The sequence below is a fragment of the Pantoea sp. LMR881 genome (assembly GCF_027157825.1).
Lineage (GTDB): Bacteria > Pseudomonadota > Gammaproteobacteria > Enterobacterales > Enterobacteriaceae > Pantoea > Pantoea haifensis.
Map to the genome: position 1 here is coordinate 120,809 of NZ_JAPVOK010000002.1, position 16,703 is coordinate 137,511.

12 protein-coding genes, 1 tRNA gene and 2 pseudogenes are annotated in these 16,703 nt (G+C 50.0%); 9 read left to right on the top strand and 6 right to left on the bottom strand.

The genetic code is table 11. From position 1 onward, the window contains the following. Positions 1–52: 52 nt before the first annotated feature. The 3 genes from efeO to phoH all read left to right on the top strand — a co-directional run bounded on the left by efeO (position 53) and on the right by phoH (position 3,815). Positions 53–1,171, top strand: a complete 1,119-nt coding sequence (efeO, locus tag O3W44_RS02215) for an iron uptake system protein EfeO (RefSeq protein WP_269291823.1) — start codon at positions 53–55, stop codon at positions 1,169–1,171. Further along, complete coding sequence (gene efeB, locus O3W44_RS02220) at positions 1,172–2,449, top strand: iron uptake transporter deferrochelatase/peroxidase subunit (RefSeq protein WP_269291824.1); 1,278 nt, start codon at positions 1,172–1,174, stop codon at positions 2,447–2,449. 577 nt (positions 2,450–3,026) lie between these two features. Beyond that, positions 3,027–3,815, top strand: coding sequence for a phosphate starvation-inducible protein PhoH (gene phoH / locus O3W44_RS02225; protein ID WP_269291825.1), 789 nt, complete (start codon positions 3,027–3,029; stop codon positions 3,813–3,815). Between the two features lie 808 nt (positions 3,816–4,623). Here the strand turns inward: phoH and O3W44_RS02230 are convergent. The 6 genes from O3W44_RS02230 to eptA form a co-directional block, all read right to left on the bottom strand. Beyond that, positions 4,624–4,711 (bottom strand) — tRNA-Ser (locus O3W44_RS02230). 507 nt (positions 4,712–5,218) lie between these two features. Beyond that, positions 5,219–5,752 (bottom strand): peptide-methionine (S)-S-oxide reductase MsrA, encoded by a 534-nt coding sequence (gene msrA, locus O3W44_RS02235; protein ID WP_269291826.1) that lies wholly within the window; start codon positions 5,750–5,752, stop codon positions 5,219–5,221. Positions 5,753–5,812: 60 nt separating this feature from the next. Further along, the gene (locus tag O3W44_RS02240; RefSeq protein WP_269291827.1) at positions 5,813–6,379 is read right to left on the bottom strand and encodes a flavin reductase family protein; all 567 of its coding nucleotides are present in this window, start codon (positions 6,377–6,379) and stop codon (positions 5,813–5,815) included. A gap of 307 nt (positions 6,380–6,686) precedes the next feature. Further along, positions 6,687–7,772, bottom strand: coding sequence for a two-component system sensor histidine kinase PmrB (gene pmrB, locus O3W44_RS02245; protein WP_269291828.1), 1,086 nt, complete (start codon positions 7,770–7,772; stop codon positions 6,687–6,689). 1 nt (position 7,773) lies between these two features. Continuing rightward, positions 7,774–8,454 carry a two-component system response regulator PmrA gene (pmrA, locus tag O3W44_RS02250; protein WP_269291829.1) on the bottom strand — a complete coding sequence of 227 codons (681 nt, stop codon included), beginning with the start codon at positions 8,452–8,454 and terminating at the stop codon, positions 7,774–7,776. Next, positions 8,451–10,094: a phosphoethanolamine transferase EptA gene (gene eptA / locus O3W44_RS02255; RefSeq protein WP_269291830.1), complete on the bottom strand. Its 1,644-nt coding sequence runs from the start codon at positions 10,092–10,094 to the stop codon at positions 8,451–8,453. Before eptA ends, pmrA begins: the two co-directional genes overlap by 4 nt. 494 nt (positions 10,095–10,588) lie before the next feature. On the opposite strand from eptA, the pseudogene otsB reads away from it, so the two are divergent. The 6 genes and pseudogenes from otsB to motB all read left to right on the top strand — a co-directional run bounded on the left by otsB (position 10,589) and on the right by motB (position 16,702). After that, positions 10,589–11,376: pseudogene (gene otsB / locus O3W44_RS02260) on the top strand (trehalose-phosphatase). Further along, complete coding sequence (otsA, locus tag O3W44_RS02265) at positions 11,373–12,809, top strand: alpha,alpha-trehalose-phosphate synthase (RefSeq protein WP_269291831.1); 1,437 nt, start codon at positions 11,373–11,375, stop codon at positions 12,807–12,809. The pseudogene otsB and the gene otsA overlap by 4 nt, the downstream one beginning before the upstream one ends. Before the next feature lie 996 nt (positions 12,810–13,805). Continuing rightward, positions 13,806–14,156 carry a flagellar transcriptional regulator FlhD gene (flhD, locus tag O3W44_RS02270; RefSeq protein ID WP_269291832.1) on the top strand — a complete coding sequence of 117 codons (351 nt, stop codon included), beginning with the start codon at positions 13,806–13,808 and terminating at the stop codon, positions 14,154–14,156. After that, positions 14,156–14,734 (top strand): flagellar transcriptional regulator FlhC, encoded by a 579-nt coding sequence (gene flhC / locus O3W44_RS02275; protein WP_269291833.1) that lies wholly within the window; start codon positions 14,156–14,158, stop codon positions 14,732–14,734. Before flhD ends, flhC begins: the two co-directional genes overlap by 1 nt. 131 nt (positions 14,735–14,865) lie before the next feature. Beyond that, a pseudogene (gene motA, locus O3W44_RS02280) lies at positions 14,866–15,752 on the top strand (flagellar motor stator protein MotA). Next, entirely contained in the window at positions 15,749–16,702 is a 954-nt protein-coding gene (gene motB / locus O3W44_RS02285) for a flagellar motor protein MotB (protein WP_269291834.1), read from the top strand. Before motA ends, motB begins: the two are co-directional and overlap by 4 nt. The last annotated feature ends 1 nt before the right edge of the window (position 16,703 follow it).

Sequence of the window (16,703 nt, forward strand, 5' to 3'; positions counted from 1 at the left end):
CATTTACTGGGCGCGTATGGCGCGCTCATCATTACGTTAAAGGAACAGACTTATGAGTATGCGTTTTCGCCGCAAGGCAGTAGTGGCTGTGTTGCTGGCCATGACGGGTGCCGCAACGGCGGCCGTTCCTCAGGTTAGCGTGAGCGTGAGTGACAAACAGTGCGAGCCAATGACACTGTCAGTGAAAGCGGGTAAAACGCAATTCCTGATCAAGAACAACAGCCAAAAGGCGCTGGAATGGGAAATCCTGAAGGGCGTGATGGTGGTCGAAGAGCGCGAAAATATAGCGCCGGGTTTCAGCCAGAAACTGACCGCGACTCTTGAGGAGGGTGAATATGAGATGACCTGCGGTTTGCTGAGCAACCCCAAAGGCAGGCTGATCGTTGAAGCCAGCGGGGCTGCTACCCCCGATAAAACCGCAGGGGATTTGATGCAGCTGGCGGGGCCGATTGGCGACTACAAAACTTACGTCACGCAGGAAGTCAGCCAACTGGTTATTCGTACCCAGGCCTTTACCGACGCAGTGAAAGCAGGTGAGGTGGAAAAAGCCAGGGCGCTGTTCGCCCCGACGCGCCAGCACTATGAACGTATTGAGCCCATTGCCGAACTCTTCTCTGACCTTGATGGCAGCATTGATGCCCGTGAAGATGATTACGAGCAGAAAGCGGACGATCCCAAATTCACCGGTTTCCACCGTCTCGAAAAAGCCCTGTTTGCGGATAACAGCACCAGGGGCATGGAAGGCTATGCTGACCAGCTCAACCAAGATGTGCTGGATCTGCAAACCCGCATCAGTGAACTGGCCTTCCCTCCGGCGAAAGTGGTCGGCGGCGCGGCGGGTTTGATTGAAGAAGTGGCTTCCAGCAAGATTTCAGGAGAAGAGGATCGCTACAGCCGTACCGATTTATGGGACTTCCAGGCAAACGTGGATGGCGCCCAGAAAATTGTTGATCTGCTGCGCCCGATGGTGGAAAAAGCGAACCCGCCGTTGCTGACGAAAATCGACGGCAACTTCAAAAAAGTCGATGTGATTTTGGCTAAATACCGCACCCCGTCGGGTTTTGAATCCTATGAGAAGCTGACTAGCGCGGACCGTAATGCGCTGAAAGGCCCGATTACCTCTCTGGCGGAAGATCTTTCTCTGTTACGTGGAACATTAGGTCTTAATTAAATGAGTCATCAGCAAGAGGACGCGCAGCCCGCGCGTCGTCGTTTATTAAAAAGTTTGGGACTGCTGGGCGGTGCGACAGCCCTGAGTGGCGGATGTCCGTTTCACACCGCCACGGCTGACAGCTTTTCGCCCGGTACAGTGACACCGAATGCACGCGAGCAGGTGCAACCTTTCTATGGTCAGCATCAGGCGGGCATTGTCACGCCGCAGCAGGCTTCCATGATGCTGGTGGCTTTTGACCTTTTAGCCACTGATAAAAGCGATCTTAAACGCTTGTTTATCTTGCTGACTCAGCGCATCGCCTTTTTAACGCAAGGCGGCCCGGCACCGCGAGTGGACAACCCACAATTGCCGCCGCAGGATTCAGGCATTTTAGGGGCATATATTTCGCCAGATAACCTGACCATTACTGTTTCAGTTGGCGCATCGCTGTTTGACCAACGCTTCGGTTTAGCGCCGCATAAGCCGAAAAAATTACAGATCATGACGCGCTTTCCTAACGATTCACTTGATGCAAACCAGTGCCACGGTGATGTGCTGTTGCAGATTTGCGCCAATACACAGGATACCGTTATCCACGCGCTGCGTGACATCATTAAGCATACCCCCGATCTGTTGGGGGTACGCTGGCGACGCGAAGGGTTTATCTCCGATCACGCGGCGCGCAGTCAGGGAAAAGAGACGCCCGTTAACCTGCTTGGCTTTAAAGACGGCAGCGCCAACCCCGATACCCAGGACGGTGCACTGATGAGCCAGATCCTGTGGGTGACAGAAGATCAGGGCGAGCCTGCATGGGCACGTCACGGCAGTTATCAGGCGGTACGCATTGTTCGTTTTCACGTAGAAATGTGGGATCGTACGCCGCTGGGTGAGCAGCAAACTATCTTTGGCCGGGACAAGTTGAGCGGGGCGCCGTTGGGTATGCAGCACGAACGCGATATACCTGATTACACCCGTGATCCTGATGGCGAAGCGATTGCGCTGGATGCCCATATTCGTCTTGCTAATCCCCGTACAGCTGAAACGGCCAGCAGCGTAATGCTTCGTCGGGGTTACAGCTATTCAGCCGGGGTGACTGCTGCCGGGCAACTTGAAATGGGTTTACTGTTTGTTTGCTATCAGCACGATTTAGAAAAAGGTTTTATCACGGTACAAAAACGTCTTAACGGCGAGGCGCTGGAAGAATATATACGTCCAACTGGCGGCGGATACTTTTATGTTTTGCCTGGCGTAGTGGATAAAAATCATTATTTAGCGCAATCACTCCTTGAGTCCTGATTAAATTTCCATCAACGGCTTTCTGCCGCGCTTGCGGCAGAAGGATCTCATCTTTTTTCACCGGTGATCATATTCACGCATCGCTTTACGGATCCTCCTAATTTTTTCCTGCCAGCCTGAATAATGCAAATCCTTGTAAAATAATGACTTTGAAATATAAACGACGGGATGGCTAATGCAGGGTTACGCAATTTCTTTATCGTCAGGTAAAATTACTGTTGCAAAGCCACATGAAGTTGGTGCAATTTAATCATTAAGCGTAATCAGACGTGTTGACGTATCACACTGGAGTTCGCGCATGGGTCAATGCTTTTACGGATCGGCAAATTTAGTAAACACATCGCATTTTTCTGCGAGGGCTTTTTCCCTCCTGAACTCCACTTCTCTCTGACGTTTTTTCTCTTCAAACTGAATTCATTGTTATCCGGTATGCAGCATTGCTGTTGCGTTGCTGTATGCCACTCACACGGCTCACCACGGCTTACAAGGAAGCCACTCAAAACCTCTAAAGCGTTCACGTAATCGCAATGGGTTAACAGCCCTATGCGGGAAATGAAACCAACTGTAAGGTGCCACTATGGGAAGACAGAAAGCAGTGATCAAAGCGCGTCGAGAAGCAAGACGAGTGCTTCGCAATGACTCTCGCAGTCATCGTCAGCGTGAAGAAGAATCGGTCACTTCGCTGGTGCAAATGGGTGGGTTGGATTCAATTGGCATGGCGCGCGATGTGCGTGACCGGGCACCGATTGAAGCCCGAAATGATGCTCAGGCACACTATCTCAACGCCATAGAAACGAAACAGCTAATCTTTGCAACCGGCGAAGCTGGCTGCGGTAAAACCTGGATTAGCGCCGCGAAAGCGGCTGAAGCCCTGATTCATAAGGATATTGACAGGATTATCGTCACGCGCCCGGTACTACAGGCTGATGAGGATCTGGGATTTCTCCCCGGAGATATCTCAGAGAAATTTGCCCCGTATTTCCGACCGGTTTACGACATTCTGGTTAAACGTCTCGGCGCATCCTTCATGCAATATTGTCTGCGTCCGGAAATCGCCAAAGTGGAAATCGCGCCATTTGCTTATATGCGCGGACGTACCTTTGAAAACGCGGTAGTTATTCTGGATGAGGCGCAAAACGTCACCGCCGCGCAGATGAAAATGTTCCTTACACGCCTTGGCGAAAACGTCACGGTAATCGTTAACGGTGATATTACCCAGTGCGACTTGCCCGCTGGGGTGCCTTCCGGTCTCGCAGACGCGCTGGCGCGTTTCGAAGAGGACGAGATGGTTGGCATAGTCCGTTTCGGCAAAGAGGATTGTGTACGTTCGGCTCTGTGCCAGCGTACGCTGCTTGCTTACAGTTAATCGTGATTGTCATCTGTGATCAGATAAACCCGGCTCAGGCCGGGTTTTTTGATGAAAAAAACTGATGAACACGCTTCTTTGAAATGATGGCGGTGAGGGAGGGATGTTACTCGCGCCATCCCTGGCGCTCGCCCTGCGGGTGGCCGCTGGCCATGCAAAACGGCGTTCCTGCCGTTTTGTCGAACCCTGACGAGGGTTCTCACCCTCCCTCCGGAAGAATATGCAAAAAAAAAGCCTGAACGTGAATTCAGGCTCTTCTTTGAAATGATGGCGGTGAGGGAGGGATGTTACTCGCGCCATCCCTGGCGCTCGCCCTGCGGGTGGCCGCTGGCCATGCAAAACGGCTTTCCTGCCGTTTTGTCGAACCCTGACGAGGGTTCTCACCCTCCCTCCGGGAGAATATGCAAAAAAAAGCCTGAACGTGAATTCAGGCTCTTCTTTGAAATGATGGCGGTGAGGGAGGGATATCACTCGCGCCATCCCTGGCGCTCGCCCTGTGGGTGGCCGCTGGCCATGCAAAACGGCTTTCCTGCCGTTTTGTCGAACCCTGACGAGGGTTCTCACCCTCCCTCCGGGAGAATATGCAAAAAAAAGCCTGAACGTGAATTCAGGCTCTTCTTTGAAATGATGGCGGTGAGGGAGGGATGTTACTCGCGCCATCCCTGGCGCTCGCCCTGCGGGTGGCCGCTGGCCATGCAAAACGGCTTTCCTGCCGTTTTGTCGAACCCTGACGAGGGTTCTCACCCTCCCTCCGGGAGAATATGCAAAAAAAAGCCTGAACGTGAATTCAGGCTCTTCTTTGAAATGATGGCGGTGAGGGAGGGATTCGAACCCTCGATACGTTGCCGTATACACACTTTCCAGGCGTGCTCCTTCAGCCACTCGGACACCTCACCACATTTTATTGCTGACCGCACTGGGTCAACGGGGCGCTACTATAGGGATCAGGCTGAAAAGGGTCAAGCACTATTTTTCTCTTTTTTCTATTCGCTTAAGCACTGAACGAATCGGTTTTCTACTGCGCGTTCTGACTGTTTTGTCATCAAATGAAAGGTCGCCAACATGTAAGCATCATCGAATCGTCTGCAACGTATCGCCTGCAATCTCAGGTAATCAGGCTAAAAAAGAAACAGCAAAATCAGACAGGTTCCTCTTTTACGGTTACTCTGCTTGCTGGTTCAATCGCGATCTCAGTCAGCATGGCGGGGCACATCGTTTAACGGGCAATCAGACCGAAGCGTTAAAAACCTTTTTGCGCCATACCAGCGCGAAAAAACATCATCGGATGCCGGGACAGGTAACGTCGAAATCACTGCCGCACCTGACGTAGCAAAAGCTGCTGATTATCAGAAAGCACACATTACCCTCTCCCAATATGCGGGAGAGGGAACAGAAGATAGAGATTAATTTTTAACGCGGTTTGCAAAACTTTTGCGTAACTTCTGTAATTTTGGCGGGATAACTGCCATGCAGTACCCATTGCGCTGTCCTGCGCCTTCCCAGTAATCCTGATGATAATCTTCTGCGGGATACCACTCTTTCAGCGGCTCAATTGTTGTTACAACCGGCTCAGAATGGTCGGCCTGTGCACGTTCAATCGCAGCACGCGCTTCAGCTTCCTGCGCGGCATTCGCCGGGAAAATCGCTGAGCGATATTGCGTCCCGATGTCATTGCCCTGGCGATTCAGCTGCGTCGGATCGTGGGTAACAAAGCTGATATCCAGTAAATCGCCGTAGCTGACTTTTTCCGGGTCAAAACCAATCCGAATCGCTTCTGCATGACCTGTCGCGCCACTGCACACCTGTTCATAAGTCGGGTTTGGACGCGCACCGCCGGTATAGCCGCTTTCAACCGACTCAACGCCAATCACATCCTTAAACACGGCCTCAGTACACCAAAAACAGCCGCCTGCGATCACTGCGTATTCGATTGCCATATTGTTCTACTCCTGTCAGGTCGAAAGGGAAACAGTGGGGGCGCATTCATCTTATTTCAACTAAATCAGCATTTCTGGCTTAAAATCTTTGCTCTTGTCCAGCAGCTTGTCACCCATTACGGTGAAGCGGCCTTCGCCGGTATAGTGCAGCGTTGTCGGGAATTCTGGCTGTTCTGCGACATGCGCTTTAACGATTTCAAAGATAAAAAGATTGTAGTTGTCCACCATGGAATCGTCATACAGCTGGCATTCGAAGCTGGCAAAACACTCAGCGATCATCGGTGCATTAACACTGTGTGCCGGTTCAGCAGTTAAGCCGAATGAGGCAAACTTATCGATCTTGTCACCGTGACTGTTACCGATAGCAACAACCTTATCGACTAAATCTGCTGTTGGTAAATTAAGAACGCATTGACCGCTGTTACGAATCAGCTCATGGCTGAAATTCATGCCGGAGATCATGCAGCCCACCAGTGAAGGTGAAAATTCCAGAATGGTATGCCAGCCGAGCGTCATGATGTCGCTGTGATCCTCAAATTGTGAACTCAGCAGCAGCACGGGACCGGGTTCAAGATACTTTCGCGCTTTGCTGACGGGAAAAGCATATTTGTGCATGCGTTGACTCATGGCATTTCTCCTTAATAAGGACCTGACCATTAAGTGTAGAAGCATGCAGAAAAGGCGGCGGTGCCGTCTGATTAAGTTGTGAGTAACGCCACGGCAGAAAGATGGAGGAGAAATGCGTACAGAAAGCAGCCGGCCAGCCTCATATTCTGTGCGGATTTTTCAGGCTTAAGGTTTCCTTAATCTGTTGTGTGGATACTTCTTTTATTCGAAGAGGAGAGATCCATGCAACCCAATCAGCGACCGGTAAGCGAATACGCCAGCGTAGTGTTAAGCCTGCTCATTCTCGCCGCCTTTCTGCATCTGTGGTTCACGGCTTAACATGCGACAGCGGGTTAAATTTTACCCGTGCGCGACAGCCCGATCGGTCAGGGCGATTTTCCAGATAGAGCTGGCTGTTATGAAGTTGAACGATGCGACTGACGATACTTAGCCCCAGACCAATTCCCCCATAACGGCTATCCATGCGGATAAAGGCTTTACTTAACTCGCCACGCTGGCTTTCATTAATACCAGGCCCTTCATCTTCGACAATCAACGCTGACGCTGGCACCCGCTCAATACGGAGCGTAATGATACTGTTGGCTGGGCTGTAGCGATGGGCATTCTCTACCAGGTTGCGTAACAGCATTTTCAGTAAGGTTGCATCACCCCATACAAACACCTCTTCAGGTATGTTGAGCATCAGTGATTGCTGATGAGCCGCCAGCATGGCGCTGAGTTCACTCTCCATTGGCAGAATAACGTCGTCAATCAACCCGACATGCTGATAATTGCCTGACGTAAAAGACTGGCCCGCGCGCGCCAGCTGTAACAGTTGCGTCACGCTGTCGGTCATTTGGTCGAGACGCTGCAATAAAGGCTGAACATTGATGTTATTTTTACGTTCTATCAGTTCCAGATGCAGACGCAGCCCGGCCAGCGGCGTGCGCAGTTCATGAGCAACATCGGCAGTAAACAGCCGTTCCCGATCGAGGCTGGTGGTCAGTCGGCTGACCAGACGATTAAGCGCCTGGGTTACCGCATCAATCTCTTGTACCGAACTGTCACACGCAATGGGTGCCAGATCGCCTTCGCTGCGGTTTTCAAGCTGACGTTGCAGCACCGATAACGGACGTGTAATCCATTTTACTGCCTGATAGCACAGCAGGAGGGCCAGAGAGATCATGATCAGACTCGGGACGGCCAGACTGGCTACCGCCTCATGCACCTCTTTTTCCACATGGCGGTTCATGTTGCGATTTTCCAGCGTGGCTTCGACTAAAAACTGGATCTGCTCTTTACTCTCATGCCAGAGCCAGATCACGCTAATGATTTGGCAAAAAAGTAAAATCAGGGCAATGGCGATTAACAGCCGAAAGCGCAGCGTACTGGGGTTCAAGTGGAAAACGCGCATATTAAAAGGACTCGCTGTGAGAGGTTTGCTGCACTAATGCATAACCGAAACCGCGCACAGTGCGAATGGCGCTCTTGCCTATTTTGTCGCGAAGATTATGGATATGGACTTCAAGCGTGTTGGTTGACGGTTCAGTGTCGTAATTGTAGATATCCTGATAAAGGATTTCACGATGGACGGGATTGCCCGCTTTCAGCATCAGGCGGCACAGAATGGCGTACTCTTTCGGCGTCAAATCAAGCAAGTGATCGGTAAGGTAGATTTGCCGGTGTGTCATATCGAGCGTTAAATTCCCCAGCGAGAGCCGACTGTCGCCCTGATTAACGTAGCGACGAATCAGCGCCCGAATACGTGCCAGCAATTCATCCAGCGAGAAGGGCTTAATTAAATAGTCGTCAGCTCCGGCATCAAGACCCGCAATACGATCGTTAACGGTATCGCGCGCCGTCAGGATCAAAACCGGCTCAGTTTTCTTCTGACGGCGCAAACGCAATAAAAAGTGCAAACCATCCTCATCTGGCAACCCTAAATCCAGCACCAGCAGGCTATAAAGCCCGTTCATGAGGTGCGCTTCCGCTTCACGAATCGTTGTTACCCCGTCACAGATATAGCCTTCGTCCTCCAGCGCCAGAACCAAACCCTGTAGCAGCAGCGCGTCATCTTCTACGATTAAGATCTTCATTGTGGTGTGCTCCGACACATCGACAAAATATCGTCTGCGGGCTTGTATTCATGTGTCACTGTACCCGTCATGCCTAACAGTGTGGAGAAGAGATTATCTTGTGAAAAATCATCTGTCGCAGCCAGTTTACGCAGGCAGTGACTATTTATGGCGAAGCGTTGTTGAAAATCCGCTGAGAGCCAGAGCAGCATCGGAATATGCTTTTGCACATCCGGCGCGATGGCGTAGGGTAAGCCGTGCAAATATTCACCTTTTTCACCCAGCGATTCACCATGATCGGAAAGATAGACCAGGCTGGTAGTGAATTGATCCTGATGTGACTGCAAAAGCTTTATCGCTTTATCAACAATGTGGTCAACATACAGTACGGTATTATCATAGGTGTTCACTAACTGCGTTTTTGAGCAATCCTGAATCTGATTGGTTTCGCAGGTAGGCAAAAACTGGCGAAACTGGGATGGATAGCGATGATTGTACGTCGGCCCGTGACTGCCGATGGTATGCAGCACAATCACGCCATTCCCCTTGAGATGCTGAATATAATCATCCAGTCCGTGAAACAGGACGTCGTCGTAGCATTCGCCCTCAATGCACATGTCGGGCAAATTCAAACGAGTCATATCCTGGTGGGGAACGCGATCACAGGCGCCTTTGCAGCCACCATCGTTTTCATTCCACAGTACGCCAGTGCCTGCACGCTGAATAATATCCAGCACGCCTTCCTGATGGCTGGCAAGGGCTTCGTCATAATGTGCGCGAGGCATGTTTGAGAACATGCACGGCACCGATACCGCAGTAGACGTGCCACAGGAAACGGTATGCGGGAAGTAAATCACCTTATCCTTTTCCAGCAGTGGATTGGTCTGACGGCTGTACCCTGATAGCGAAAAGTCGTCGCCACGTGAGGTTTCGCCCACAATCAAAATCGTCAAACTCTTCCTGCTACCCGATAGCCATTCCGGTCGCTGATGTGCATCTTCGCCAATTCGCACCAGCGGCTGATTCTCAAGACGATGGTGTTTGTAGTAAGAGAGCGATGCGGCAATACTGTTTGATGGGCTAAGGGCTTTGATCAGTTCGCGGTGATTGCGAAAAAGTGAAGCGTAATCTTTATAAAACAGCAGGGCCACCACCACAATCAGCATCGCGGAGAGCAGTATGCTGGCAGCGCGATAAAGTACGCTCTTCCAGAAACATGGCGCTTTGGGGATCCGGACCCAATACGCCAGTATCGCCATCAGCACTCCTGACAGGAGCAGCGTAATGACTAACTGCGGGGTGATCAGTGCGAAACTCTCCGACGCCGTCGTATCCAGCATATTCAGGATCATTGAGCGGTCAACGATGATGCCGTAGGTTTGAATGAAGTACTGAGCGGATGCAGAAAGCAGAATAAACAGGGCAATGATCAGGCGATCCAGCCAGATAAAAGAGGCCAGCGTGACCACACTATTGATGACAGCAAAAGCCACCAGTGGCATGGAAAGAAACACCCCTGTGGCGTGCAAATTAGTCAGCGGTAAGAGCGTTAATACTTGCCGGTAATAAGCAATATTAAGAAAAACAGAAATATAGACAGAGAACACAATAAGAAACGTTAAGCGACGCAATGTCGGCCTTTTCAGCGGCAACCTAATCATTAAAAGCACCTGATAATTCGCAGAAAGTGCAAGATTGCCAAATCAATATTAGGAAAACCTTAAGGCTTGTCAGCTTCAGTGGGTGCTTCCGTTTCGTTGTTATTTCATTGATGTTGTGTTCGTTGATCTGCAAATGAGTCACCGTAATGGCTCACCTTATTTCGCGCCAGCAGGTAAGAGAGCGAGCGCGGGTATCTCACTCACATACAAGCAGCGTTTAAGATAATAACGGGCGAAACCTGGCAGAATCTTCTTATGCGTCTACACTTAGCGTGACGATGTTCTCCTTCAGGTGATGTTGTCAGCAACAAACGTGAACGTTTGAGGAGTGTGATTTATCAAAACGATGCGGTATCAGTATCAATCTCCTTATCTCCGAACTGGCCTTGTGCCTTTCTTCTTGCTGGCTCCCTCCCTTTCAGAGACATCCTCTATTTTTCAGGTCATCGCGCCCTTAGCGTAGGTGATATTTTTCATTTAACAGGAGAAGACACGTGACCCAAGCGGCAAATCCCTCTGCCACGTTCCCGTCTTTGAGCGGCGGTCTGTATGCCTTCTTTTTGATGTTGACGGTACGCTGGCGGCGATCCAGCCCCAACCCGATGCGGCTTTCATTCCCAAAAATGTGGTAGAGCAACTTCAACAGCTCTCGGCGTGCTGTCACGGTGCGTTCGCACTGGTTTCAGGCCGTCCGATTGAGCAGCTTGACGCGCTGGTCGCGCCACTGACTTTTTCCGCTGCGGGCGTGCATGGCGCAGAGCGCCGTATGCCCAAAGGGGACATTCATCGCATCACGCTGCCCACCGAGGTTGAGCAAGAACTGCGAAAAGAGCTGGAGCACGCTATGTCTCAATGGCCTGGCACACGGCTGGAAGTCAAAGGCATGGCATTTGCCTTGCACTATCGCCAGGCGATGCAGCACGAACAGGATGTCATGCGGTTGGCAGAACAGTCGGTTAAACGCTTTCCTGGCCTGGCACTCCAGCCGGGGAAATGCGTTGTCGAAATCAAACCGCAAGGCATTGATAAAGGCGCGGCCATTCGCGACTTTATGCAGGAAGCGCCTTTTGCCGGTCGAACGCCGGTATTTATCGGGGACGATTTAACGGACGAGAAGGGGTTTCTCACGGTAAACGCCATGCAGGGCATTTCCGTTAAGGTTGGTGAAGGCTCGAGCCATGCACGCTATCGGCTAAAAGATGTCGAGGCGGTATATGGATGGCTGGAGCGAATACTATTACAAATAAAGCAAGACAACGTCGGTAAGGAGTTCAGGTTATGAGTCGTTTAGTGGTTGTTTCTAACCGTATTGCTATTCCTGATGGATCAAAATCCAGTGCGGGCGGTCTCGCCGTCGGTATCCTTGATGCGTTGAAAAGCACGGGCGGATTGTGGTTCGGCTGGAATGGTGAAATCAGCGAGTTCTCGGGCGAAGAGGACGACGACACTGCTCAGGTAGAGCACGATGGCATCACCTATGCTTCATTCCCGCTTAATCAGAACGATTACGATCTGTATTACTGTCAGTTCTCAAATACCGTCATCTGGCCCGCGTTCCATTATCGCCTTGACCTGGTACAGTTCCAGCGGGAAGCCTGGGAAGGATATTGCCGGGTCAATGAAGAGGTGGCGAAGCGATTAAAACCGCTGATCAAGCCAGACGATATTCTGTGGATCCACGATTATCATCTGCTGCCTTTCGCTGCGGCATTGCGTAAAGCGGGAATTGAAAACCGTATCGGCTTTTTCCTTCATATTCCTTTTCCAACGCCAGAAATTTTCAATGCCCTGCCGCCGCATCAGGAATTGTTAGAAATGCTGAGCGAATACGATCTTCTCGGCTTCCAGACAGAGTCCGATCGTACGGCCTTCCTCGACAGCGTGAGCCTGCTTACGCAGCTGCAAAATAAAGGTGAGAAGCTACACCGCGCCTTCGGCAATACCTTTATGACTGAGGTTTATCCCATCGGTATTGAGCCTGACAGCATTAAAGAGATGGCTGAAGGTCCACTGCCGCCAAAAATGGCTGCGATGAAACGCGAGCTTGGCGATGCACGCAACATTATTGCCTGTGAACGCCTCGACTATTCGAAAGGCCTGCCAGAACGTTTTCTGGCTTATGAAGCGTTGCTGGAACATTTCCCACAACATCGCGGCAAGATCCGTTACTCGCAGATTGCGCCTACCTCACGCGGTGATGTTCAGGCCTATCAGGATATTCGCCATCAGTTAGAAACTGAAGCGGGGCGCATTAACGGTAAATATGGCACGTTAGGCTGGACGCCGCTCTATTACCTTAATCAGCATTTTGATCGTCGTCTGTTGATGAAAATTTTCCGTCTGACGGATGTCGGTCTGGTCACACCGCTGCGTGATGGCATGAATTTAGTGGCGAAAGAGTATGTGGCGGCTCAGGACCCGGATGATCCCGGCGTGTTGGTACTGTCACGCTTTGCAGGGGCCGCGAATGAGTTAACCTCTGCCTTGATTGTTAACCCTTACGACCGTGATGAAGTCGCAGCTGCGCTGGATAAAGCGATCACTATGCCACGTACCGAAAGGATTTCTCGCTACAACGACATGATGGCAGCGCTGCGTAAAAACGATATCACTGCCTGGCGAGAAAATTTCCTGAAAGACCTGGCCAGCATTCCAGCCCGCCGTGACGAGCAGGCATCCGAAAGCAAGGTTGCCAGCTTTCCTAAACTCGCCTGACAGGTCTCCTTTTCAGTATGCCAGGGAGGGCATACTGAAAGCCTCTCTTTGCCTTATCGGCTCTCTTTCTCGCACGCTGATCCGTTAACGCCGCTTTTGAATGTTTAGTGAGTTAAATGGCTAAAATTTAGCGGTTTTTTGCCAGCAGCTTAAAAAAGCGATCAGCACGCGATAATTATTAGTTTTTTAACTTAATAAACCTAAAGTTTTCACTACCGATGCCGATAGTTAGCAAGCATAAATACATTTCCCCTGCAATTCATTCACAATGCTTATGTAACCTGTTGTTACATATGCTTTCGTACGCTAAACGTTCATGTTTGATTGCTAACGCTTCGCTGCGCTTACGCCATACACCCTTCGCATTATCTTTACGCCTCCCTTACTTTCTAAAAGCGATATTACCCTTAAGTTATTAATTTAAAAGAAATTATCAGGCACTGTATTTAGATTATTATGCTGCTTATATGCAGGTGTTTGGCTGTAAGTATGGCATTAAAGCCATTTAACCAGGTAAAAGATCGCATTAGCGGTGCAGCAGGCAAAATAGCCTGTGACTGAGTGAATAAAGCCTTTCTGAGGATTAATTAAGTTAAAAACAAGTAAAAATTGAGTGAAAAACGTTCGGTAGATAAGTGATCGTAAAGCTTTGCTGGAGAAATTTACTGAAAAAGTGTGATCTGCGTCACACTTTATCCAAAATTTTACAAAACTCTCGTTGTATGTAGTAATCAGACGATATAAATTTGCGTTGTTTTCGGATTAGTCTTAAAAGTGTAAGAAGACGTCACGGAAGATGGTTACAAATTTAAGAATAAATGGCCTGGAGTTTTGACTTTCGACTGGTTCAGTGTCCCGGTGGGAAATGAGGCAGACTTCGATGACCATATGCTTTACTGATTTATTATTTTGCCATCTTTAGATTTACCAACCAGCAGCTCGATACGCAGAAATTTATCTGCGGTGATGTTATGTCGCGTCTCTCAGGATGGAAAAATGGGTACATCTGAATTACTAAAACATATTTACGATATCAACTTGTCTTATTTGTTACTCGCGCAACGTTTAATTAACCAGGAAAAAGCGTCTGCAATGTTTCGCCTCGGCATCGATGAAAAGATGGCGGATGCATTATCTGAATTAACTTTGCCGGAAATGGTGAAATTAGCGGAAACCAATCAACTGGTTTGCCAGTTTCGCTTTACTGAAAGCTCCGTCATTAATCGCCTGACTCAAGAGTCTCGTGTAGATGATTTACAACAAATTCACACCGGCATTTTATTGTCCAGCCGTTTATTGCGTAACGCATCTAAAGATGATGCACCCGCTAAAAAGAGGGCAGTTTAATGTCTGAGAAAAGTATCGTTCAGGAAGCGCGGGATATTCAGCTCGCGATGGAATTGATTACGCTTGGTGCCCGCTTACAGATGTTAGAAAGCGAAACCCAGTTAAGCCGTGGTCGCCTGATTAAACTTTATAAAGAATTGCGCGGCAGTCCGCCGCCTAAAGGTATGCTGCCTTTCTCTACCGACTGGTTCATGACCTGGGAACAAAATATCCACGCGTCGATGTTCTGCAACGCCTGGAAATTTTTGTTGAAAACCGGGTTGTGCAGCGGTGTAGATGCCGTAATCAAGGCCTACCGACTTTATCTCGAACAGTGTCCGCAATCGGACGAGGGCCCGCTGTTGGCGCTGACACGCGCCTGGACCCTGGTGCGATTCGTTGAAAGTGGCATGCTCGAACTGTCAGATTGCAAATGCTGCAATGGTAGCTTTATTAATCATGCACATCAGCCGGTCGGCAGCTTTGTTTGTAGCCTGTGCCAGCCGCCATCACGTGCGGTAAAAAGACGTAAACTTTCTGCAGATTCTGCCGATATCTTTCCACAACTGCTGGATGAACCGGTTAAACACGCCGTTTAAGTTTGTTCGCACTGTGGAAGCCATCCAGCAGCGGTTAATACCGCTGCTTTTTTTTGCTTCTAATTTGCTAACAACGCCTGCGGCTTTCTGGCTTAACTTCCACCAACACGTTACGGACGTAAGGAAATTTTGTGCTGATAATTTTGGGTTATATCGTAGTGTTAGCGTCCGTGTTGGGCGGCTATGCGCTGGTGGGTGGCCATTTAGGTGCGCTTTATCAACCTGCCGAGTTATTAATGATTGGCGGGGCGGGTGTCGGTGCCTTTTTAGTTGGCAATAACGGCAAATCGATTAAAAAGACATTAAAAGCCCTGCCGTTGCTGATGCGCGGATCAAAATATAACAAAGCGATTTATATGGACTTGATGGCACTGCTCTATCGTCTGATGGCGAAATCACGCCAACAAGGCATGTTATCGCTTGAGCGTGATATTGAAGATCCGAGCCAAAGTGAAATTTTTGCTAATTATCCGCGTATTTTAGCCGATAAACAGTTGGTCGATTTTATTACCGATTATTTACGTCTGATGGTAAGTGGCAACATGAACGCCTTTGAAATTGAAGCGTTAATGGATGAAGAAATTGAGACCTACGAACACGAGTGTGACGTACCAGCGCAAAGTATAGCCGCGATAGGTGATGGACTACCGGCATTCGGTATCGTTGCGGCGGTAATGGGGTGGTGCATGCCCTGGCCTCTGCTGACCGTCCTGCCGCAGAACTGGGCGCGTTGGTGGCACATGCCATGGTGGGAACCTTCCTCGGGATTTTGCTGGCGTACGGTTTTATTTCTCCGTTGTCATCAGTGCTGCGTCAAAAGTGTGCTGAAACCACCAAGATGATGCAGTGCATTAAAGTCACGTTGCTTTCCAGCCTGAACGGTTATGCGCCACAAATCGCCGTCGAGTTTGGCCGTAAGACACTTTATTCCGCTGAACGTCCGTCGTTTAGCGAGCTGGAAGAGCACGTACGCAATGCGAAGAACCCGGCTAAACAGACTTCGGAAGAGAATTCATGAAGCAAGGCAACCGCCCCATAATTGTGGTCAAAAAGCGCAAGTCAAAACATCACGAAGGGAGTCATGGCTCGTGGAAGATTGCCTATGCCGACTTTATGACGGCGATGATGGCCTTCTTCATGGTGATGTGGTTGCTTTCTATCGCCAGTCCGAAAGAACTGATTCAGATTGCCGATTACTTCAAGACCCCGCTGAAGGTGGCATTAAGTGGTGGGCCGCGTAGCAGTGACAGTGTGAGTCCTATTCCTGGCGGCGGTGAAGATCCCACGCAGAAAACCGGTGAAGTGCATAAAGTGGTCGATTTAGATGCGCAGAAACGCAAGCTGGATGACATTCGCCTTAATCGCCTGCGTGAAAATCTTGATCAGCTGATTGAAGCCGATCCGCGACTGAAAGCGTTACGCCCGCACCTGATCATTAATATGGTCGAGGAGGGGCTGCGTATTCAGATTATTGATAGTCAGAACCGCCCCATGTTCAAAACCGGCAGCGCCGACGTTGAACCTTATATGCGCGATATTTTGCGTGCTATCGCCCCGGTACTGAATGGCATTCCCAACCGTATCAGCCTCGCCGGCCATACGGACGATTTCCAGTATGCCAGCGGCGATCGCGGCTACAGCAACTGGGAGCTTTCGACCGATCGCGCTAACGCTTCACGGCGCGAACTGGTTATTGGTGGCCTCGACAGCGGTAAAATTCTGCGGGTGTTAGGCATGGCAGACACCATGAAGCTAAAAAATCGCGGTGGCAATGATGCAGTAAACCGTCGCATTAGCCTGCTGGTATTGAACCATGATACCGAAGCGGCAATTGAGAAAGAGAACGCAGAAAGTGATGCCGTCCAGATCAGCGATCCGGCGGCAATTGAACAGATTACCGTACCGCCCACACCTGATGGCAGTGCGGTGAATACAGCAGCCCCCCTCACAACCGAGGTGAACCCGTGAG